Source organism: Halorubrum sp. Ea8 (assembly GCF_002252925.1).
Taxonomy (GTDB): domain Archaea; phylum Halobacteriota; class Halobacteria; order Halobacteriales; family Haloferacaceae; genus Halorubrum.
Window position 1 is genome coordinate 1 of the sequence record NZ_NHPF01000155.1, and the last position, 22,012, is coordinate 22,012.

At 62.0% G+C, this 22,012-nt stretch carries 19 protein-coding genes; 10 read left to right on the forward strand and 9 right to left on the reverse strand.

What is annotated here, in order from left to right; all coding sequences use genetic code 11:
- Positions 1 to 284: 284 nt before the first annotated feature.
- From DJ74_RS17440 to DJ74_RS17450, 3 genes are all read left to right on the forward strand, one after another.
- Entirely contained in the window at positions 285 to 815 is a 531-nt protein-coding gene (locus DJ74_RS17440; RefSeq protein ID WP_094525061.1) for a DUF5817 domain-containing protein, read from the forward strand.
- A gap of 83 nt (positions 816 to 898) precedes the next feature.
- Positions 899 to 1,912 (forward strand): PGF-CTERM sorting domain-containing protein, encoded by a 1,014-nt coding sequence (locus DJ74_RS17445; RefSeq protein WP_094528068.1) that lies wholly within the window; start codon positions 899 to 901, stop codon positions 1,910 to 1,912.
- On the forward strand, positions 1,909 to 2,355 hold the full coding sequence (locus DJ74_RS17450) for a hypothetical protein (protein WP_094528069.1): 447 nt from the start codon (positions 1,909 to 1,911) through the stop codon (positions 2,353 to 2,355). Before DJ74_RS17445 ends, DJ74_RS17450 begins: the two co-directional genes overlap by 4 nt.
- A 49-nt stretch (positions 2,356 to 2,404) precedes the next feature.
- On the opposite strand, the gene DJ74_RS17455 is transcribed toward DJ74_RS17450, so the two are convergent.
- Positions 2,405 to 2,776 (reverse strand): hypothetical protein, encoded by a 372-nt coding sequence (locus DJ74_RS17455; RefSeq protein WP_094525064.1) that lies wholly within the window; start codon positions 2,774 to 2,776, stop codon positions 2,405 to 2,407.
- 108 nt (positions 2,777 to 2,884) lie between these two features.
- Entirely contained in the window at positions 2,885 to 3,727 is an 843-nt protein-coding gene (locus DJ74_RS17460; protein ID WP_094528070.1) for a cytochrome B, read from the reverse strand.
- Between the two features lie 254 nt (positions 3,728 to 3,981).
- On the opposite strand from DJ74_RS17460, the gene ppc reads away from it, so the two are divergent.
- Positions 3,982 to 6,684 carry a phosphoenolpyruvate carboxylase gene (ppc, locus tag DJ74_RS17465; protein WP_094528071.1) on the forward strand — a complete coding sequence of 901 codons (2,703 nt, stop codon included), beginning with the start codon at positions 3,982 to 3,984 and terminating at the stop codon, positions 6,682 to 6,684.
- A gap of 86 nt (positions 6,685 to 6,770) precedes the next feature.
- Here the strand turns inward: ppc and DJ74_RS17470 are convergent, their stop codons facing one another.
- Positions 6,771 to 7,631: a hypothetical protein gene (locus DJ74_RS17470; protein WP_094528072.1), complete on the reverse strand. Its 861-nt coding sequence runs from the start codon at positions 7,629 to 7,631 to the stop codon at positions 6,771 to 6,773.
- Positions 7,632 to 7,798: 167 nt separating this feature from the next.
- Here DJ74_RS17470 and DJ74_RS17475 point away from each other — a divergent pair, with 167 nt between their 5' ends.
- Complete coding sequence (locus DJ74_RS17475; RefSeq protein ID WP_094528073.1) at positions 7,799 to 8,218, forward strand: hypothetical protein; 420 nt, start codon at positions 7,799 to 7,801, stop codon at positions 8,216 to 8,218.
- A 33-nt stretch (positions 8,219 to 8,251) separates the two neighbouring features.
- On the forward strand, positions 8,252 to 8,794 hold the full coding sequence (locus DJ74_RS17480; RefSeq protein ID WP_094528074.1) for a hypothetical protein: 543 nt from the start codon (positions 8,252 to 8,254) through the stop codon (positions 8,792 to 8,794).
- Between the two features lie 122 nt (positions 8,795 to 8,916).
- Here DJ74_RS17480 and DJ74_RS17485 read toward each other — a convergent pair whose 3' ends face one another.
- Complete coding sequence (locus tag DJ74_RS17485) at positions 8,917 to 9,333, reverse strand: hypothetical protein (RefSeq protein ID WP_094528075.1); 417 nt, start codon at positions 9,331 to 9,333, stop codon at positions 8,917 to 8,919.
- Between the two features lie 496 nt (positions 9,334 to 9,829).
- Here DJ74_RS17485 and rfbC point away from each other — a divergent pair, with 496 nt between their 5' ends.
- Positions 9,830 to 10,387 (forward strand): dTDP-4-dehydrorhamnose 3,5-epimerase, encoded by a 558-nt coding sequence (gene rfbC / locus DJ74_RS17490; RefSeq protein WP_094528128.1) that lies wholly within the window; start codon positions 9,830 to 9,832, stop codon positions 10,385 to 10,387.
- Positions 10,388 to 10,458: 71 nt separating this feature from the next.
- Here the strand turns inward: rfbC and rfbB are convergent, their stop codons facing one another.
- The 3 genes from rfbB to DJ74_RS19790 form a co-directional block, all read right to left on the reverse strand.
- Entirely contained in the window at positions 10,459 to 11,388 is a 930-nt protein-coding gene (gene rfbB / locus DJ74_RS17495; protein WP_094528076.1) for a dTDP-glucose 4,6-dehydratase, read from the reverse strand.
- A 542-nt stretch (positions 11,389 to 11,930) separates the two neighbouring features.
- Positions 11,931 to 12,902 (reverse strand): DUF1616 domain-containing protein, encoded by a 972-nt coding sequence (locus DJ74_RS17500; protein WP_094528077.1) that lies wholly within the window; start codon positions 12,900 to 12,902, stop codon positions 11,931 to 11,933.
- Between the two features lie 239 nt (positions 12,903 to 13,141).
- Positions 13,142 to 14,158: a hypothetical protein gene (locus DJ74_RS19790; RefSeq protein WP_094528078.1), complete on the reverse strand. Its 1,017-nt coding sequence runs from the start codon at positions 14,156 to 14,158 to the stop codon at positions 13,142 to 13,144.
- A 903-nt stretch (positions 14,159 to 15,061) separates the two neighbouring features.
- On the opposite strand from DJ74_RS19790, the gene DJ74_RS17510 reads away from it, so the two are divergent.
- Complete coding sequence (locus DJ74_RS17510; RefSeq protein WP_094528079.1) at positions 15,062 to 16,357, forward strand: DUF563 domain-containing protein; 1,296 nt, start codon at positions 15,062 to 15,064, stop codon at positions 16,355 to 16,357.
- A 136-nt stretch (positions 16,358 to 16,493) separates the two neighbouring features.
- Here DJ74_RS17510 and DJ74_RS17515 read toward each other — a convergent pair whose 3' ends face one another.
- On the reverse strand, positions 16,494 to 17,501 hold the full coding sequence (locus DJ74_RS17515; protein WP_217900356.1) for a sulfatase-like hydrolase/transferase: 1,008 nt from the start codon (positions 17,499 to 17,501) through the stop codon (positions 16,494 to 16,496).
- A gap of 898 nt (positions 17,502 to 18,399) precedes the next feature.
- Between DJ74_RS17515 and DJ74_RS17520 the strand changes: the two genes are divergently transcribed.
- Both DJ74_RS17520 and DJ74_RS17525 read left to right on the forward strand, forming a co-directional pair.
- Positions 18,400 to 19,662, forward strand: coding sequence for a glycosyltransferase family 4 protein (locus tag DJ74_RS17520; protein WP_254922197.1), 1,263 nt, complete (start codon positions 18,400 to 18,402; stop codon positions 19,660 to 19,662).
- 122 nt (positions 19,663 to 19,784) lie between these two features.
- Positions 19,785 to 21,515, forward strand: coding sequence for an alginate lyase family protein (locus DJ74_RS17525; protein WP_141212749.1), 1,731 nt, complete (start codon positions 19,785 to 19,787; stop codon positions 21,513 to 21,515).
- Between the two features lie 66 nt (positions 21,516 to 21,581).
- Here the strand turns inward: DJ74_RS17525 and DJ74_RS17530 are convergent, their stop codons facing one another.
- Complete coding sequence (locus tag DJ74_RS17530) at positions 21,582 to 21,863, reverse strand: hypothetical protein (protein WP_141212750.1); 282 nt, start codon at positions 21,861 to 21,863, stop codon at positions 21,582 to 21,584.
- Positions 21,864 to 22,012 lie beyond the last annotated feature (149 nt).

A 22,012-nucleotide genomic window follows, 5' to 3' on the forward strand; every position in this document is an offset into this window, starting at 1 on the left:
CACGACGACCTCACCGACGAGCAGCGCGAGTACATGGACAGCTGGGAGCACGGGACCTAACGCGGCGGCGGCGTTTATAATCAGATTTGTGCGGTGGCGCGCGCCTCCGAGTGGCCGACAGGCCACGAGGAGCGCGTGCGAGGGACGCGGCGACCGGAGGGAGCCGCGAGGCTGGGGAGGCGTGTGGTGCGGTCGCGGCTGGGGCTTTGGAGGCGTTCACCGGTGATCCAGTATCGATCACGTACAGCCGAGGGTTCAAATCCGACGCCGCCGAACGCCGCGACATGTACGCGGTCGTCGGCTGCAACGAGTGCGCGGCCATGTGGCTCCTCTCTGACCCCCGGACCAGCGACAGCGCGACCTGCCCGCGCTGCGGGAAGACGCACCGGACGGCGAAGCTCAAGCGGTTCTTCGAGTCTGAGGACCGGGCGGCGGCCCGCGAGGCCCGGGCCGCCCTGCTCGCGAAGAAGCGGGACGAGAGCGCGGCGTTCGCCGAGATCGACCACGTCTCGGAGCTCGAACGCGCCGTCGACGACGCCGGGGTCGGCGACCGGGAGTACCTCGAGGCGAGCGGGATCGACGCCGACGCCGTCGACGAGGCCGGCGCCCGCGCCGAGGGCGGCGGGTCGAGTTCGCGGACGCGGACCGAACTCGTCCGCGACGCGGTCGAGGCCGCCGCGGAGCCGACCGAGGAGAACGTCGTCGCGCACGCGAGCGAGCGCGGCGTCCCCGCCGAGACGGCCCGCGAGATCCTGACGAGGCTGACCCGACGGGGAGAGCTCTCCGAGTCGCGGGGCCGGTACAGGGTGGTGTGAACCGGCCGCGGCGGCGGTCGGCGACGCGGTCGAGCGGTCCGAACTCGACAAAGCACTTATATCGCCGGTTTGACGTTCGGCGTATGGACACGCGAACTGCCCTCCTGGCGGCCGCGGCCGCGGTGCTCGTCGTGAGCGCGGTCGGGGTCGTCGCCGCGCCGGACGCCCTCGACGATCCCCGCGAGGAGAACGAGCGCCCCGGCGACGTCCGTATCGCCGGCATCGTCGTGTCGCCGGGCGAGGTGCGCGGCGAGACGGCCGAACTCCGGCTCGGCGTCGATCTCCGACACCGGGGGCCGACCGTCGAGAACGTCACCGTGCGCCACCGCGCGATCGGCGCCGACTCGGGACTGCTCGTCGACGAGACGACGGTCGACATCGGCGAGGTCGACGGCGGCGGCGAGCGGACGATCAACGGCTCCGTCGACGTGGAGCGCGCGGGCGGCTACCGGATCGAGACCGCCGTGTTCGCCGACGGCGAGCGCGTCGAGACGCGGACGACCCGCGTCGGCGGCGTGGCCGCGCTCACGCCCGACTACGCCGACACGCGGGTCGGATTCACCGACGGGAACGTCTGGCCGACGGTCGCGGTGAGCGTGCGCGAGGCGGACAACGCCACCCCGACGCTGTCGGTCTCGGTCTCGGTGACCAACCGCGGCGACGCGGCCTCCGACCCCCTCGATCTCCGGCTGTTGATGCGGCAGGCCGAGTCGAACGTGATCGCCGACGAGGCCCGGGAGACCGTCGGGTCGGTCCGGCCCGGCAGGACCGAAACGGTGACGACCACCGTCGAGGTGCCCGCGAACTACAACTACTACGTCGACGCCGCGCTGTGGAGCGACGACGTCCTCATCGACGAGACGCAGGGCGTCGCCAACCTGAACCCGCGAGAGACGATCGACGCCGACGAGAGCGTCGAGGAGGTGGAGTTCTCGGTGGAGGACTTCGCGGACGGCGGTGCGGGCGGCGACGACGGCGCCGACGGTGAGCGGCCCCGCGACGACGGGAGCACCGACGACGGCACGCCGGGCTTCGGCCCGGTCGCCGCGCTCGCCGCGCTCCTCGCGGCGGCGCTGTACGCCCGGAGGCGGCCATGACCGACGACGAGCGCCCCGGCCCGGCGGAGGGCGAACGGACGACCGAATTCGACGACGACCGACCCGCGACCGACCGCGACGACGACCGACCCGCGACCGACCGCGACGACGACCGACCCGCGACTCAACCCATGACCGACACCGACGACGACACGACCGAACCGGGCGAACCGATCGCGGCAGCCGGATCGAGCGACGAGGGGATCGGGCGGCTTCCGACCGAGCGCCTCCGCGGGATCCTCGACCGCGTCGGCCTCGCGGCGCTCGTGCTCCTGGCGCTGATCGCCGGGTGGGGCTTCTACAGCCAGACGGGCGTCGCGATCCGGACGTGGCTCGATTCGGCCTACCAGCCGATCGCGCTGGCGGCGTTCAACCTCGCGATACTCCTGATCGCGCTCGCCGGCGTGGCCCACCAGCTCTCGCGCATCCGGGCGAACGAGTAGTCGAGACGTCGGGCGGTCCCGGCTCGACGGGTCACGGGCCCGTCGCGCCCTACTCCTCCGGAAGGTCGTCCGTGCTGGCGGGGATCCGCTCCACCTGCCCCGCGAGCGTCGCCGCGTCGCCGGCGACAGTGGAGGCCTCGACGCCGGCCTCGTTCGCGACCAGTCGCACGTGCGCCGCGAGCAGCGCGAGCGCGCGGAGCCCCTCGCCCTCGGGGCCGTCGTCGGCCCGCTGCGCGAACGTCGTGTCGACCTCGCCGTCGCGGACGACGCCGACGTGAACCGCCTCGACGTCGTCGCCGTCGAGGAGCGCGCGGGCGCGGTCGAGTTCGGCGGCGAACGCGTCGCCGCCGGCGGTCTCGTCGCCGGCGGACGCGCCGTCGCCGGACGGGGTCCCGTCAGCGGGCGTCGTGTCGTCGCTCATGGAGGGACGTACGCGGAGCCGAGGCAAAAGCGCGGCGTTCGCGCACCCGTGAGCGCTACTGAACGGGAGCGTCGAAGCACGAAAAGCGGCGGCGCGCGGGGTGAGGCGTTACTCGTCGGGGCGCGGACGGGCGATGAACAGCGCCTCCTCGAGCGTGAACGGGTCGTACACCGACTGGTGACAGACGCAGTAGGTCCCGTTCTCGGCGTCGTACCGGGCGGACTCCTCTAACACCTTGTAGTCGGGAATACAGCAGAAGTGCGTGCAGACGTTGAGGTATGCGATGAACCCCTGGTCGGTGGACGCCTTGAGCCACTCGTCGTCGGAGTTCTCGACGGCCTCCTCGATCCGCGGCGAGCGGATGACGATCGCGTTCAGGTTCGTCTCGGCGTCCTCGGACCGCCACGTGACCGAGGCCGGCTTCCCGACGCCGTCGTCGCCGATCCCGTTGCCCCACGTGTCGTAGTTTCCGAAGTCGTCGACGTGGATCTTATCGCCGGCCTCGTACGTATCGTCCTGCCAGTCGTACTTCCCGGGGGCGGCGCGGAACAGGTTGTCCGACTCGAAGTCGGGCGCGATGTTCTCCTGGGACTCGACGCCGCAGTACTGGAACCACTCGCCGGAGTACGTCTTCCCGCCGAGGTCCTGCTGTGCGACCTGGATCTCCTGTCCCTCCTGCGTGACCGTCGTCGTCTCGGGCCAGATGCCCTCGATGTATCCGTCGTCGGTCACCTGCAGGGGAATCTGCGGGAGCCCGCGCGGCGCCGGACCGCCGGTCTTCGCGATCGTCGTCGCGACCGTCGCACCGCCGCCGACCCCACCGGCGGTGGTCAGCGTGTTCACGGTCGCCGACCCCATCGCCCCGACGCCCGCGAGGGCCGCGCCCCCGACGACGCCCTTGACGAAGCGCCGCCGGCCGGACTCGGCCGGATACTTGTCGGACTTACTCATACGCGAGGTTCGGGATGGATCGGTAAAAAGGGTGACGAACCGGCCACCGAAGCGGCGGATCGGTCGGCCCGACCCGAAGCGGCTCCTCCGGCCGAGCGGAATCGACCGATCCGAACCGATCCGCTCCCCCGAGTGTCGCGACGGACGACCGCTCGCCCGATCGGCGCACGATCGATCGGGATATTCACTCGGAGCCGAGGCAAACATTCGTTCAGACATCGCCTTTAACCCGCGGCGACGGGTGTAACTGTGGTATGGAGTTGCACAATCGAGACGTACGGACGGACGTCCGGGAGCTCGGCGCGCTCGTGGGGGACGTCCTCTCCGCACAGGCCTCCACGGAAGCGTACGAGACGGTGGAAGACCTCCGGAACGCGTCGATCCGATACCGCCGCGGCGACGCGGAGAGCCGGGCCGGGCTCCACGAGTCAGTCGACGGGCTCTCGTCGAACCGCGAGGAGATCGTCGCCCGCGCGTTCACCACCTACTTCGAACTGATCAACCTCGCCGAGGAGCGCGAGCGCGTCCGCGCCATTCGGAACGCCGACGACGAGGGCGCCCTCCACGACTCCTTCGAGGCCACCGTCGAGGAGTTCGCGGAGCAGGGAGTCGGACCCGAGGAGCTACGCGAGCTGCTGGAGGACGTGCTCATCGAGCCCACCTTCACCGCCCACCCGACCGAGGCCCGCCGGGCGACGGTGAAGGCGAAGCTCCGGTCGATCGCTAACCACCTTGAGGAGCTCGACGAGCGCAACCTCACCGAGCGTGAGCGAAACGCGATCTGGCGCGACGTCACCGCCGAGGTGACGAGCCTCTGGGGCACCCGACAGGTTCGCCAGCGCCGCCCGGAGCCCGAAGACGAGGCCCGAAACGTCGGCTGGTACCTGGAGAACACCCTCTTCGATGTCGTCGGCGACGCCTACGAGGAGTTCGAGGAAACCATTTCGAGCGAGTACGACGACATCGACTGTCCGAAGCTCTTCGAGTTCCGCTCGTGGGCGGGGTCGGACCGCGACGGCAACCCCTTCGTGACGCCCGAGGTCACCGACGAGACGCTCGAACGGCAGCGGTCGGTCGCCATCGAAAAGTACCGCGACCGGTGTAAGCGGCTCTCCGCCGTGTTGAGCCAAGACGGCGAACGGTACGCGATCGACGACCGGCTCACGGAGTCGCTCGCGGCCGACGCCGAGCGCTTCCCGACCGTCGTCGAGGAGGCCCGCGAGCGCTACCCCGACGAGCCGTACCGCCAGAAGCTCCGCCTGATGCGCGAGCGACTCGACCGCGTCGACGACGTGCGCCCCGGTGAGTACCCCGACGGCGACGCGTTCCTCGCCGACCTCGACGTCATCGCCGAGTCGCTCCGGGCCGACGGGCAGGACGCGGTCCGCGAGTCGTTCGTCGAGCCGCTCCGCCGACAGGTGGACACGTTCGGCTTCACGCTCGCCTCGCTCGACCTCCGCGACCACCGCGAGAACCACACCGAGGCCGTCGCCGAGGCGGTCGCCAGCGAGGGCGTCGACTACCGCGGGATGGACGAGGACGCGCGAGAGGAGTTCCTCACCGAAGCGATCCTCCAGGACGACCCCGTCGTCGACACCGACGAGCCGGGCGACATCTCCGACACGACGGAGCGCGTGCTGGAGCGGTTCAGCGAGCTCGCCGAGTGGCAAGACGAGTACGGCCAGCAGGCGATCGACACCTACTGCATCTCGATGACGGAGGAGCCGAGCCACGTGCTGGAGGTCCTGTTCTTGGCCGACCAGGTCGGCGCCGTCTCGCTGCCGGACCACTGCGGGCTCGACGTCGTCCCACTGTTGGAGACCGAGTCCGCGCTCAACGGCGCCGAGCGCATCCTCGGGGCGCTGTTCGACAACGAGGCGTACGCGACCGCGCTGGAGGTTCGCGGGGACCTGCAGGAGGTGATGCTCGGTTACTCCGACTCCAACAAGGAGAACGGGTTCCTCGCGGCGAACTGGGACCTCTACGAGAACCAGCGCCGGATCGCGCGGTTCTGCCGCGAGGAGGACGTCACGCTCCGGCTGTTCCACGGGCGGGGCGGCTCCATCTCCCGCGGCGGCGGCCCGATGAACGAGGCGCTGCTCGCGCTGCCGAACGAGACCGTCACCGGACAGGTGAAGTTCACCGAGCAGGGCGAGGCGATCGCCGAGAAGTACGCCAACCCGCGGATCGCCGAGCGCGAGCTCGAGCAGATGCTCGACGCGCAGATCCGCGCCCGCCACGAGGCCAACGAGGAGCCCACGGAGGACGTCCCCGAGGCGTGGGTCGACGCGATGGAGACGATGGCGCCCGCGGCCCGCGAGACGTACCGCGACCTGCTGAACACCGACGGGTTCGTCTCCTACTTCGGACAGGCGACCCCCATCTCCGTCGTCGAGGACCTCAACCTCGGCTCGCGGCCCGCCTCTCGCTCCGGCGAACGCACCGTCGAAGACCTGCGCGCCATTCCGTGGGTGTTCTCGTGGACGCAGACGCGGCTCATCCTCCCCGGCTGGTACTCGCTCGCCTCCGGCATCGACGCCTACCTCGACGAGGTCGGCGAGGAGGCGGGGCTCGAAACGCTCCGCGAGATGTACGACGAGTGGCCGTTCTTCCGCACCACCCTCGACAACGCCGGCCTCGCGCTCGCCCGCACGGAGCCGGAGATCGCCGCCGAGTACGCCGACCTCGCCGACGACGAGCTCCGCGAGCGCTTCTTCCCCGAGCTCATCGGCGAGTACGAGCGCGGGCGCGACCTCGTCTTGGCGATCAGCGGTCGCGACCAGCTCCTCCGCCGCGAGTGGCTCGAGGAGAGCCTCGACCGCCGGAACCCCTACGTCGACCCGCTGAACCTGCTGCAGGCGAACCTGCTCGGACGGACCCACCGGACGGAGGAAGAGGAGCGCACCCTCCGGCTCACCGTCAACGGTATCGCCGCCGGGATGAAGAACACGGGATAGGGCCGCACCCGACAGCATCGTCCGCACACGACGTTCGTCGGCGTGTTCACCCGTGTGCGACGATGGTCCGACGGACGGCTACTCGTTCAGACGAGGTCGCACAGGTCCGGGTGATCGCCCACCGACTCACGCAGGGCGGGATCCGTACCGTCTGCGAGCTCACGGCGGATATCCATCCACTTCGCGTGTCGCACGAGGAGCGTCACGGAGATCTCGTCGAGTCTTAGCGCACGTGCAATCGCGTACCGGTGTTTCCCGCTCACGAGGAGGAGATCACCGTTCCGCCCGACGTCGACGACGATCTCGTGTTGCATGAAGCGGAGGAACCCCTCTACACGCCGACTCGGCGGCGTCAGCTCCCGCTGACTGAGACAGCCGTGACGCCGCATGCTCTGGTGTATGTCCTCGAGTCGACGGCAGCGTGCGAACACGTCCGCTCGGGAGGAGCAATCTCGCCAGACGAACTCACGGCCGTCGTCAAGGTACTCGATAACACGTTGTACGAACCGCGTGTCCTCCCACGAGATTCCGTCAATAAAATGAGACTCGATCGCCTGATACAACAACCCCGGTTCGATCCGATCCGCGTAGAACAGATCCATCGGCGGCCCGCCGTGGTACGGCGTTTCGTCGTACGGCCGCCAGTCCCAGTTCCCGCCCTCGACCCGTCCGAACGACGCCGAGCGGTCGTGCCACGGCGGGTACACGCGGGGGGGGGTAAATCGACGGATTCGGCGCGGATCGACGCGTTCGATTTTGAACTGGTCGGGAGCGGCCGCCGGGTCCTCGAAGTCCGTCGGCGAGAATCGTCGGAAGGTCGCCGGCGCGACGGTCCAATAGAACGGTCGAGTGAGACGCCCACCGACCGGCGGATCAGCGGTCCACTCCAGCGCCCTCTTCCCGGAGAGCCGGAGCGTGCTAACGAGATTGCGAAGAGTGACGGTCATCAGCGTGATATGTCTTAACGCGGTTCATATCTATCAGTAGTGTAATTGTATTAACCTGATACGGAACACGCACGTCAAAACCGCTCGACCGCTGATTTCTCCCGACAGAGCGCGGGATATCCATTTAGCGGTACATATTAAAGTATGCTACAGGGGTATACGAGTCGATGCAACTGATCCGTCAGATGCTTGCAGTCGCCCGTGACGACGGCGTCAGGCATCTGTTAGCGCGGGACCGCACTCGCGGCCCGGCGATGGTCGGAGCTGAATTATCAAACGGGGTCCAACGAATGAATTGGATCAGGTACAGGGCAGGGGAAGGGGAAGCTCGAATCACGGACGCGGACTGGGACCACCTGATGCTCCTCGATGCCTGTCGGTACGACCAGTTTCAACGTCTGCATACGTTTTCCGGCGAGGTAGAGCCGCGGGTCTCAGTCGGGTCTGCAACGCCGGAGTTCCTCGACCGGACGTTCGAGGGTGAAACCTGTTTCGATACGGTGTACGTGACTGCCAATCCGATGTATCGACACGTCGGCCTCGATCAGGTGTTCCACGCGGTGATCAATGTCTGGCAAGCACACTAGGACGAGGAACGACGGACCGTCTGGCCCGAAGCGGTGTTCGAGGCGACGCAGGAAGCGCGCGAGACGTATCCGAGCAAGCGAATCCTCTCCCACTTCATGCAGCCACATTACCCGTTCCTCAGGGAAACGGGTCGGGAGATATCGCACGCCGGGTTCGAGTGGACGAAGCGCATCGTGGAGGAAGGAGAGTCATCCCGAGACGACCCGACAGTGTGGGCCCTCGCCGACGGTGAGGTCAGCGACGAGAGCGTTCGGGTCGCCTACGACGAGAACTTGGAGTTGGCGTTACCGTACGTCAAAAAGCTCGTCGACACCACCGACAGGCGTACTGTCGTGACCTCGGATCACGAAGATCTCCTCGGCAAACAGATCGCTCCCTTCGACGGAAAGCGGTATGGACACACCCCAGGAACGGACGTAGACGCCCTGCGAAAAGTACCTTGGCTCGTCATCGAAAACGGTGACCGTCGCCGGATCAAACCGGGTCCGCCCGAGAGCAAAGGGGTGGTCGATCAGACCACGGTGCGGGACCGGCTCTCGCATCTCGGCTACACGGATCCGGCAGAGGGTCTCTGAGGTCTTTGCCCGTGATTTCGGTCGTGCATCGGATCGCTCATAGATGCGTAGCGTCTGCTACTCGCGGTGCGCTGCCAATCTGTCTTTAAATAAGAATCTTCTCGAGTACGCGCAAAGGTGTGCTACGGGACGATAGTTTCGCCGTCGAGCGAAATCACTGCTTCGCCTCTCAACGAGAGCGCACGGAGGTTCCCGGTGAACCGGTACCGTCTGCTCCCGTCCGTGACCGCGCCCTCAGCGTTACACCCTGAGATACAGGCCTCCGCATCCGCTCGTGCGTCGATACCCGGTTCCAGATGTCCATCAACCGTGAACTCGTACGTGGAACCGGTTCCCACCCCGTCGATGAGCAAGCTGTGCTCATCATCGACGCCTTGACCGGGGTCCTCATCGGTGGCTCCGGCGGCCCGACCCGCTGAAAAAATCGGTAGCACCGCCATCGCACCGAACCGTAAGTACTGCCGCCGTTCGATCTCGTCGGTCGGTGGGGGGTTCGATTGTGAGTCTCTATCGTGTACTGCCCTCTGTTTGTGTGCCATACCTCCGTTAATGCGTACTTAATCGTAATAAGTACTTTGTTTTTGATATATTCACGGAAAAGAGAATATGTACAGGATCGAAACGTGTACGTGGAGCCCGAATCGGAAGAATGGGAATTCCGAGACCAGTTCGGCGTTCAGAACGGATCGGTGGCGCTTCGATGGCCTGTACTATATTAGTAATCTCCCAGGGGTGGGCACGGGCCGCGACACCGTGTGAATCTGCCTTTGAAACCCGTCGGTGGTGGGAGAATCGACATAGCATCTAACCGAGACAGCGATGGGATTCGCTCGTTTCGAGCCGCGCTTGGAGCGTAACAGATTCACCGATCCGTTGGCACAACTCCGTCGGAGTGACTGGACTCATGCTCTGTGTCGGTATCAGTACGGTACTCGATTCGTCTCTCCTTTCACGCTCGTGCGACGGCGGCCGACAGCTGACGGAGTCGTTTAGATGCGTTATTACAATATTCAAATGAATGTCTATATCGTTACCGTGCCATTCGAATTTTCCGATACTGATCTGCGTGGCGTGAAAATTATCAAGCCGACGGTGTTCGGGGACGAGAGGGGTCAGTTCATGGAGGTGTACAAACGAGAGGCGTTCAATGAAGCGGGAATCGAAGAGGAATTCGTCCAGGATAACTGCTCAAAATCAGAGGCGAACGTTCTGCGGGGACTCCACTATCAGCGAGGAGACGCTGCACAAACCAAGCTCGTCCAGTGCTCGGGGGGTGCCATCTTGGACACCGTCGTGGATCTGAAATATGACTCCGACACCTTCGGACACTCTAAGTCGGTGATCCTCTCGGAGCATAACAACCGAATGCTGTACGTTCCGCGGGATTACGCCCATGGGTTCCTCACGCTGACCGATAACGCGACGGTTCGCTACAAGGTCGACAGCAAGTACAGCCCAGAGGACGAGGCCGGCATCATCTGGGACGATCCGACGTTGGAAATCGACTGGCCCGTCGACGATCCGAAACTGTCCGATAAGGACACCACGTGGCCGACGCTCGAAGCGGCCGTCGAGAGAGATCTGGTCTTTTAACTGAATCTCGTCGGAAAAAAGAGTCGATTAGCGGGAGACACCGCCGCGCGGGCTCGACGGCGATTGCCGTGTTAGACTGGACGGTAATACTCGATCGTCTCCCTGATCCCCTCTTCGAAAGACCACGTCGGCTCCCATCCCATCGATTCCAGTTTGCTCGTATCCAGCGCGTATCGTTGGTCGTGTCCCGGTCGGTCCTCGACGAGAGTGATCTGATCCCTGCTTGCATCGACGACGTCAACGATGGTCTTGGCCACATTCAGGTTCGTCATTTCTTCGCCCGTGCCGATGTTGTACACTTCCCCGATCTCACCGCTCCGGAGCACAGTGTCCAGCGCTCGGCAGTTGTCCTCCACGTAGATCCACTCGCGGACGTTCGAGCCATCACCGTAAATCGGGAGTCGGTCTCCCCGAACTGCGTTCCGTATGAGTTTGGGGATGAGCTTCTCCTGATGCTGTCTCGGACCGAAGTTGTTACACGTCCGTGTGATGACCGTCGGGAGGTCGTGCGTCTCCTGATAGCTTTGTACAAGGAGGTCGGCACCCGCCTTCGTCGCGGCGTACGGGTTCCGAGGATTCAGTGGGTCCGTTTCGCCGAAGCTTCCGTCGAGAATCTCCCCGTAAACCTCGTCCGTGGAAACCTGAAGGAACCGATCGAGGTCGGCCCCGACCGCCGCGTCGAGCAGCACTTGCGTCCCCTCGACGTTCGTTTTGACGAACGGCTTCGAGTCGTTGATCGATCTGTCCACATGCGACTCGGCAGCGAAGTTCACGACTGCATCAACCCCGTCAACGAGGTCAGCGACCAGCTCACGGTTGCAGACATCGCCCTCGACGAATCGGTGACGAGCGGTATCGAGTGTCCCTTCGAGATTGTCTCGTGAGCCGGCGTACGTCAACGCATCCAGAGTGGTAAGCTGGACGTCGTCGTACGTCTTCAGCATGTAGTGGACGAAATTCGAACCGATAAAACCAGCACCGCCTGTGACGAGAATCTCCATGGGAGAGACAGGGTGGTGAACCATTTGTATATGAACGATCTAATCGGCGATATCTATCGATCCCGCCGTTCGTCAAGCGAGTTCTAGAGGGTGTGTCGCACGCTCAGCCGTTTCGTTGAGGCCGAGATACCGTTTTGACTTACGGCACCCACTCTGTAGTCATCGGGGAGTAACGGCGGAGCGCACTCTGTCCACGAGCAGGAAGATCGGGACGGATAAGACTACCTTAGATTGCCGGAAAACTACTAAAACAGAATAAGTGTTCGAGCCGGTACAAGAAGGCGGATATACCGTACTACCCCGTGCGATGTCGCCGACGGCTGGAGACGGTAGATGCGGACGACCGGTCCGGATCGTCTGAACCGTTTCAGATTCAGCGTAGTGTCGTGCAGAGCGCAGGGCGGACGGTCGGTCGGGTAGAACCGTTCAGCGACGGGGAAGTCGGGCGTTGTGTGTGGAACTGCCTGTGGAGGCGGCGTCGAAAAAGGTCGTGCCGCCGTCGGAGAACAGGTGAAAGTGCTACTTGCGTCGTTAAATCGCGTTCAGTTAGTCTCCGAGGCGGGACCGTCGATCCAGAAGTGAGCGTGCCGGTAGGCGGTCTCAGTTCCGATGGGTTCGTCCGCCGGTGGGGAGCCCTCGTACAGGAGGTAGGTCACCCGAAGATCGTTTCCGGTTACGTACGTATCCAACTCGTGAGGCTCCGTCAGCGTTTCTCCAGGTTGGAGGGTCATCGAAAAGGTTTCGAGCGTCCGCTCGCGCACCATCAATCGTTCCCGCTCCCCCTCAAACGACTGGAGGAGAACCACGACTGTGTACTCCACCGTCTCACCCTCTTTGTTTGCGATACCGATATGAACGGGTTCGGCTCCCCCGCCGACCTCGTCGGGATAGTCGCCGGCAACGAGATCGCTCGTTTCGGAATCTTCCGTCAAGATGTAGAATTCGGTGAACTGTTCGCCGCGATCTGTGGACACGGCCGCGAACCCTACCCCGCTCGCGGCTACGAGGAGTCCGACGATCAGCAGAACGTTCAGCGTGGACACCGAACGACCGGTTTCGTCCCGCATGAGACCGGTTATCGCATCGCCAGCGTTCCGCGGGTCGAATCGGTCGTCAGGCGGCAGTCGTAGGCGCCTGACCGCCGCGACGGCGACCAGCACGACGCTCAAGAGACCGATTATCAGTACGAGTTCGTCAGGCCTGATCGACCTGGGCGAGTAGTCCAGTCCCAGTCCGACCAACGGGACGAGACAGACGCTCAAACCGATGGCAAGGACCGATCGTTCGACGAGGGTGAGGGACCCGTCGTCCTGACCGGTGCCCGGGAATAGCACTGCAACGAGGGCGTATCCCGGAACGAAGGCCATCGCGACCAGTCCGAGAACGCCTTGTCCGGGCAGTCCGGTGAAGACGCCGAGCGAGCTCACGACTGTCCACAGGGCGAGCAGCAGTGTACAGGCGAAATCAAGCAGGAATGCGGGTGAGTCCGACTTCGCTCTCGAACGGGCCGACATAGAACCTCAGATGGGACGGACAGTAATGACTAATGGGAAACTAATGGCCTGAACCGCGGCGAGAGCGGGTTCTCTCGAAACGAAATTTCTTCGGAGATGCCGATTGATCGTGGATTGGAATCAGCATACGAATAGATTGCACTAACTCGAACACTTCCGGACGTTCTCATCGAAAAATGAGTGGGAGTGTGAGGATTTACCGCAGGAGATTCGTCGTTGATCTCGAAGCGATGTCCTACTCACATCTTGTATCCGAGTGCCCTCAGCTGATCGTCGGCCGACACCTCAGTCTGTTCAGCAGGTTCGGTCTGTGGTGAATACGAACCCGTATCGCTCGCCGACGTAACGACCCAGGGAACGAAACGGATTTTCGGGTGAAAACTCCCCGAATGGTGCTGGTACACCCCGAACTCACCGAACGCCTCGCCGTGATCCGCGGAGATAACGACTTTGTCGGCGTCGATGTTGGAGAGGAGAAGCTCGATGTCGTCCAGAACGTACCGCAGTTCGTCCAAGTAAGCGTTCCACACTTTCTCTCTTTCCCCCCCTTCTTTGAGGAAATCGCTGGGGTACTTGTGGAAGTACTCGGACTTCTCTCCAGCCCTCAATCGGTTGGTGTACGGTGAATGGGGTTGCATGTAATGCAATATCAAACGGTCGTAGTCGAACTCACGCCCCACGGCTATCGCTCTGTCCGTCACGTATCGGGGCGGAGCACCCCCCTGTCTGAGTTCCTTAGGGTCGCTCTCCTCGCCTAATTTCTCTTCTTGTGGAACATACTTCCAGACCTTTTCTAACCGGCCCAGCTCGGCGGGGTCGATCAAATCCCACTCGCCGTTCTCGCGTAAACTACTGAGAATGCGGTAATTGTGATACTTATCGTTCGGCCGGAGTCGATCCTCTAACACCTTTTCGATCCACGCGTTCGATGTTATGTACGCCGTGTTCTCCAGTTCGTCTTGGAATGCAGACCTGAAACTGTGAGCCATCCATTCCGGGCTGCTTCCTCCTCGGGACACGATGTTGTCGACGCCGTCGACGTACGAATACTTGTCCGAGATTTGCCGGATCGCGTCCACCCTACATGTATCGAGGAGAATACACACGTCCCAGTCGCGACTGAATATCGACGTACCCAGCGGGACCTTGGAAGTCGCTGCGACGACCGCATATCTGTAGCGGTATGGCTTGAACAGATGCCTGAACGCGTCGTCGGGGTTGTGTATACCCTTAATTAATTTCTCGCTGAATGGCATTCTTATAATGTTGATTTCTTCTCCAGACCCATGATTATAATTTGGCTAACATGATCATTTATCTTTAATAGTAGCTTAGTAATGTCTCTCGGACAGCCTCAGGAGTCCGAACCCGTGTCTGCCAGGTGGTTCTGACGAAACCTCTCCTCCCGACGAGCGACGAAACCTCCACTCCCGATGAGGCATCTCCGTCTGCTGCTACTCACGGTGGTGACCACCGTACAGCGGCGGGGTGGGAGTCACTCCGAGCCGGAAGTATCACTCGTCGGTCGCAGACGAGACCGGAACGGTCGTCGACGGGACGCTGTTGTCGTCGCGTCGGAATCCGACACACCGACGTGAGGAGACGAGCCGTTCACGCGGCTACGAGTCGTCAGACAGATGCAGTACGACCACCGTGACCGTGCGCGGTCGTTCCGACCGGGGCAGACCTCCGAAAACTTCTCTACCGTGACGACCCTATCTGAGCAACTGCGTTAGTGAGGATCAGTCATCACCACCGAGATTGTGACCCTGCGCAACGCGTGGGACCGAAATCTCGATTTTAGTCATTTATTGTATCGTGGTGAGATTTCATAGACACGTCATAACTATACTCGTATATTCAGTGGAGATAACAATGTCACCCAAGTCGCTTGGCGCTGCACTGCGCGGTCCGGAAACCGGGTTCGTTCCTCACTCGAAGGCCACCGGTCTTCGGGAACACAGCCATCGAAGAGGCGATATCACGCCGGCGAAGATGCCCCTTCGGTGTGAGCGGACGAAACGGTGGAACGGCTCAGCGCTGACTGCCGGCTGGTCGCCTGGAGGTGCCGATTCGAGAGATAGAACCATGCCCTGGACAGGATTCGAAGGTGCCGTCGAGACCGGGGTCTCATTATAAATGTGATTTCGGCGATATCAATGGTCCCGAAGAAATCGTCTGCGGTCGCAGACGCTGCCGTTGAAAAAATAAAATACGACGGGGTGATTAGCTTCGTCGAGGCGGCGGCGAACCGCATATACTACGATCTGATCGTTTGGGTTTTTCACCTGATATTCGGTTCTATCAGTCGCGAGAAGATGATTCAGCAGGCGAAAGAGAGCGGCCGGTACTGGGAATACGGTTCGTCTGAGAAGATCGAAATACGGAACGACGAGAGCGGAGACGTCCCTTATCTGTTCGCGGAATACGCGGGGACGTACGACGTGAGCCGGCCGTTCGTCTGTGAGCTCGACGGCGGACTCCTGATCGGTGGCGACGACCCGCTCGTCTTGACGCGAAACAGAAAGTTGGTCATGGAGACCGAGAAGCCGATATTCGGCCCCCGAAAGGGCGCTGCGCAGGCCGATACGCCGTTTCACAAGCGGACGGGGTATTCGGATCGCACGACGAGCGATAGGATGAGACAGCTCTGTGGGGGGTGCGTTCAGTCGTACAATCGATTCAATGACGTGCCACAGTTTGAATCGGTCTTCCCGATATGCCGGAGGGCACCGAGCTACGGCCACTGGCTCCTCGACCAGTTGCCGAAGATCCGCGGGCTCGAACGGTACAAGGAGGCGACGGGTCGCGACCCGACGGTAATCGTCGAGTCGGATCCGCCGGGGTGGATTCAAGAAACGCTCTCCTTAGTTGGTGTCGACGACGTCATCCCGTTAGACATGCCAGTCGCGAGGGCAAATAGTTTGATCGTTTCGCCATCTCGCGAGTCAGTCCCGAGAAACCAGCAGGTGTACGAGCCCTCGAGGGAGGACGTCGACTGGCTGAGGCGCGAGATGAAGTCACGAGCGCCGGCCCCGTCCGAGGAACTTCCCGACCGAATCTACATCTCGAGAGAGAACCTCGATGGTCGCGGTCGGTACGTCACCAACAAAGAGGAGCTGAAAGGTGTGCTCGAAGAGTTCGATGTCGAATGGTGTACGCCGGAGACGCTCTCCGTCGCCGAACAGGTCAGACTCTACGAAAACGCGGAGGTCATCATCGGGCCCCACGGAGCGGGGCTGATAAACATGGTTTTCGCCAGAGAGGCACACGTTATTGAGCTTATGAACAAGCCGTACCCCATGTACCAACACTTAGCACAGCTCTGCGGTCACGAGTTCAAATATTTGCGGTGCGGGGGTGAAGGCGATCACAGCAGCCCGATCGAGGTGGATACGACGGATCTGAGGGATATGTTGGCGAACACCGAGGGAGTAGCCGCTTCCAAACCGTGAGTGCCGTACACTCGACTTCGATCGTATGAACAGTCGGTAGCTGCCCGAATCCGGACGGAGCCACCGGAGCGCTTACGAACAAGCCATCAGCGCAATCGGGAGTATCGTCTTTTCGTGATTTTCGGACACGTTGAATTCACTTGTATCCGAGGTTGCGGAGTCGCTCCTCGAGTTCCTCTTCCGAGCCGGAATACGATTTGCTTTTGTGCGAGTTGGACGGGTCCGTCTCGTTCGACTCCGTATCCAGTTCGTCCGACGACACGACGAACCACGGGACGCGTCTGACGACGGTCGAGTCTTCTTCGTGTAGGTAGCGCCCGCCCTCTCCGAGATGTTCACCGTGGTCTCCGGTGATCACGACCGGACAGTCGACGCGGTGAACGAGCCGTTCGACTTCGGCGAGTACGTATTCCAAGTTGCTCCGGTAGGCCTCTTTCAGCTCGCTGTCGCTCACTTCCCCGTTGTAGATCTTATCGAGAACGACTTGCGTCGGACGTTTGCGGTCCTGTGCGAGAACGTCCCGGAGCTCCGCATCTTCCCCGAGTGCTGTCTCATCGGTAGACCAACTACCGATCGTTTTCTCGCCGACGTACGGGACGTGCGGCTGCGCGTAGTGAGCGACGATACGCGTCGGCCCGTCGGCGTTCGCACGTCGCAAGGCTTCGTTCGTGATTTCCTTCGCGGGTGTCGTACCCAACGAAGCGTCCCACTCGGACTCCCAGATGTGCGTGAGATCCTTTATGTGTTCACTCGGGCGGAAGTCCATGTCGCGGAGTTCGAAGTAGAAGTCGGAAAACACGGGCATACTGTTGACGTAAACTAAGTCGTACTCCTCGGTCCACGTCCGACTACAGTACTGTGCAGTCCATCTGCCGGAAGCCCACACTTCCGTTAGCTCCCCACTGAGGTAGTCCTGATACGCTTCGCTGAAGAAGTCGTGTCGACAGGCGTCCAGAATCACCAGCACGAACTCATCAGTATCAACGAGTTCGTGAATCAATGGCTTCTGTCGGGCTATCGAATGCCGCCGACGATACGCTTCGAGTTGAGCCGTCTGGGCTACGGACCGAAACTTTCCACCGAGATAGGAAGGTATCTTTTCGGGTGAACGCAGCCCTTTCTTGATAAGTTGCGCGGAAGTCATCGTAGACATCCGCTGTTCAGCGACTGATAAACACTTTCCAACATCACGGCGTCCCGATATCTCGACACCGAGCGGCAGTCTGACGGTAGAATGTTCATGGCCAACGGTTTGCGTGGAAGTTATTCACAGTATCGTTTCAGTAGAACAAGAGGTAACGGGTCGGACCGTCCGCGTTTCGTAATCGAATAGCACGTGCGTGAGGATCGGTGGCTGAGACGACTCGGATGCAGAATTCATGCCCGACGATGGCCGCCCCGGTGGTCGTACAGACGACGTCAGTGTAGAGACCGCGAAGCGTTTCTCGTCGACCCGGCGAGTGGGTACGGTACCTGGACGTCGCGCTCCTCTGCGGGCGTGTTCGCCGTAGAAACCGAATCGAGCGCGAGTCGTACGGATTGCTTACTCCCCACCGCCCACTTGGTCACCGCGAGCTGGGTCCGCCCCGTGAAACGAACCCGAACGGCGTCGGCCGGTTTGACGTCTCCGTCTACCGCCCGGTAAGCCGTCCATATCCGAGACACAAGACGAGCGTTATATCGATTGTAACAATGTCCGAATCTGTCGAACGGTCGGACATCAGCAGGCTGGGACGACGGTTGAGCGAACGAATTCACCGTGAACGAACACATCCTATACAGCAGTCGAAAGCGCCACTCCAGTCCATCAGAACGGATTCCGTTTCGCGTTCCGAGAGCCGTTTCTTTAGGCCGGACTCGAAGTGTGAGTGCTACCGTCGAGATGAGTACTCCGGCCGATGAGATGGAACTCGTTGCCGAACAGACAGCGGTCGATCGCCGTCGCGAGAGGGCGGACAGACGAATCCGTCGGCGACTCCGACACGGAGTGACGGGCTCACCCAGTCGGTCCGTCGTAGTAGCCGAAGATATGGAGCTGTTCCGTGGACTCACGCTGGCTCGGAGGCAAGACGCATTTTATAAGGATAATGAGTGACCAGAACGCTCAACGCGTCGTCGTCGCGTCTCAACACTACCCGCCGGATAAGTCGGGGAACGCATCGAGAGTCAGTGACACGTGTTCTCGCTTAGCCGCAGAGGGGTGGGAAGTGACTGTTCTCGCACCCCCGCCAGCGTTTCCCCACGGACAGTTCGATCGGAGTTGGGATCGAAAGACGACGGACACCAGAGACGGCGTGACCGTCCATCGACTGTGGGCGTGGCAGCCAACGCTCGAAGACCCCGGGTTCATCAGCCGAATGGCCTACTATCTCCTGTTTCCGATTCACGCGTTCCTCTGGTTGCTGTTCAATTATCGAACGTACGATGCCGTGATCACCTCATCCCCTCCCATATTTACCGGAATGGCCGCCCTCCCGTTCGGTCTCCTTTCTCGGAAATCGTGGATCGTCGACGTGCGGGACCTGTGGATAGACGCGTCGGTCGGTCTCGGATTCATCGAGGAAGGTGGAGTGCTCGAACGGATCAGCCGGGCCTACGAACGAGTCGTCCTTCGGACAGCTGACCGGGTGACGGTAACGACCATGATCCTCGGTGAGCGCCTCGAAAGCCAGTACGGGATCGACGACCGGAAGATCGTCCACCTGCCGAACGGCGTCGAGACCGCCGAGTTTCGACCGACGGACGGCGAGTCGGAGTCGACCATCGTGTATGCGGGTAACGTCGGTCACGCTCAGGACCTCGAAGCCTGCATCAAGGCCCTGTCCGAGATGGACTCCGACACCGCGACGCTTCGGATTGTCGGTGACGGTGACATAAGGAACGATCTCGAGGAGCTCGTCTCCGAGGAGGGACTCGACGACCGAGTCGAGTTTACGGGACTCGTACCGAGAGAGGAAATTCCCGGGATACTCGACAACGCCGCAATCGGCGTGGCACCGCTGAAAAGCGACGACGTGTTGGAGTACGCGGTTCCGACGAAGGCCTACGAGTACATGGCTTTCAGACTCCCCGTCGTGGCGACCGGGATCGGCGAAATAGAGGTTCTGATCGATGAGTCTGAGGGAGGCGTCTTCGTCGAGAACGACCCGCAAAGACTCGCGGAGGCACTCGACACCCTGCTGGCAGATCCCGAAAGACGCGAGCAACTCGGGAGGAACGGACGAGAGCACGTGGTAGAACGGTACGACCGAGGCGTCATCGCGGCTCGACTGAGCGCCGTACTCGATGAGGTCGTCGTCTCGTGAACGACTCTTTCGACGATAGATCGATCCCCCGTGCGTTCGAGCCGAGCGGCTCGTCCGACGGTCGGAGCGAACCGCTCACGACGCCGAGCGACTGGCCGCTGTTCTATCACACCGCGAGAAACATGACGCTCGCACAGTTGACGGGAATCGTCGAGCGGAGGCTGCGTCACGCCGTCGTCCCCCGTCTCCCGGTCGATTTCGACTCGCGGTACGAGCGCCTGATCCCCGCGGAGTTGGTGGCTCGGACGGGACCGGTACAGCGAAACCTAACGAGGCTCAGACGGAGCCTTTCCGACGCGAAACGCGACCACAGTCGGAATTTGGCCTCCGAGGCCGCTGCCGGGGAGTTCACGTTTATCGGACGAACGATATCCTTCGGTGACGAGATCGATTGGGACCACGAGAAGCTCGACGAGTTTCCGCTCCTCTGGCGGTTGAAGCTCCAGTCGTTCGAACACCTGGAGTGGTTGGTTCTCGGCGATGAGCGCTCGTCGAGCGACGATTCGATCCGATCGACGTTCGAACCGCAGGTCCTCTCGTGGGCGAGCGAAAACCCCATTGGAGAGAGGCAGTACCTTCGTCGCTCTTGGATCCCGCACTCGGTCTCGTTGCGGATACTCAATTGGGGCCGATACGCGGCGTGGTGCGAGGAGGACGGTTCCGACTCCGTTTCTGAGAGCGTGTACGAGGCGATATACAAGAACGCGTTATTTCTCGAGAATCACGTCGAGTACGAGATCGACGGAAACCACCTGATAGAAAATGCCATCGCGTTGATAATGGCCGGCGTGCTCTTCGATCATCACGACACGGGCTGGACCGAGAAGGGGGTCGACATCCTGGAGCAGGCCGCCGAGACGCAGTTTCTGGCCGACGGAGGCCACTTCGAGCGGAGTCCGATGTATCACATCATGGTACTCCGGCGATACATCACCGCCCACGACCTCCTCACGGAAACGGGTCGCCCGAGCGAGACGATCCGAGAGACCGCCGAGCGGGCGCTCGGATTTCTCGCCGAAGTGTCGGAGCCAGGCGTCGGAATACCGCTGTTGAACGACGCCGTCCGGGGGGAACAGCTTGAAGCCGGCAGTTGTCTCGCGTACGGAGCGTCCTGTTCGCTCGATCGAGAGACTGTTCAGTTAGATCATCCCGGGGGGTCGGGGTATCAGATGATACCCTCTGCCGGGGGAACGATGCTGATCGACGTCGGTGACGTCGGACCGGCTCATCTCCCTGCACACTCACACAACGACCATCTGAGCTTGCTGCTTTGGATAGACGGAACGCAGGTGCTCGCGGATACGGGCGTGTACGATTACGGCGGCAACGAGCGGAGGCAGTATTCGAGAAGCGTCAGGTCTCACAACACAGTCCAGTATGCTGACGCCGAGCCGATACCCATCGGCGGGAGTTATCTCATGGGTAGACGAACCGCCGTAGAGGTCCTCGAGCGGGGGACGAGCGGAGTCGAGGCGACGTATTCGAGAGACACGACGGTCGGTCCGCGCTACGAACACCGACGAGAGGTCGTCGCGACCGGGTCCGGGTGGGAGGTCGTCGACAGCGTCCGGTCGGAGGAACCGGGCGACTACACCGTGAGATATCACTTCCACCCGTCAGTCGACGTTTGCGAGGCCGACGGACCCGACCACGGGTTCGTGATCCGCGGAGATGGCTCCAAGCTGGCGAGGTTCGGCTTCACGGGCGGTTCCGAACACCGGCTGGTTCTGACGCCGTATTTCGAACGGTTCGGACAGGAACAGTACCGGCCGTCGATCGAGGTGGAGTCGGACACTGGCACCGATGTCCGTACCAGAGTAGACGTTCTGCGGGGAGAGACGACGGGTACGTAGAGGGTGAGCGGCCCGTCTACGCGTCGTCCAAGCCGTGGAACGACGCGAGCTCGGCGTTGAAAGGAACTACGCGAGCACGGCGTTGAAACGCTCGGTCACGATGTAGATCACGACGATCCATCCCCAGAGCTTGATCCATTGTATCCGGCTCCACCACGTCGTGCCTTGTATTTCCGGGCCGAATACCTCACTCGCGATCAGGAACCAACAGAAAGAGGAGAGCAGGTACGCTCTGATCGAAAGCAGGTTGAGCAGCAGCATAACGATCGGAGAGATCACCAGATACGCTATGAAGACCACAAGGAACAACTGAAGCTTTCCGTCGTTTGCTTTCGGATCCGTGTTCACTCGGTTCCGAAAGGACCACGTCGACATGGTCTACACTCCGTCGCTGTGTGCATAGTAAGGAGACAGATACGGTCTCCGACCGAAGGTATATGATGGACATAACAATTCTACAGTAGACACGCCGTGCGGTATGGAACGGGGGAACTCGG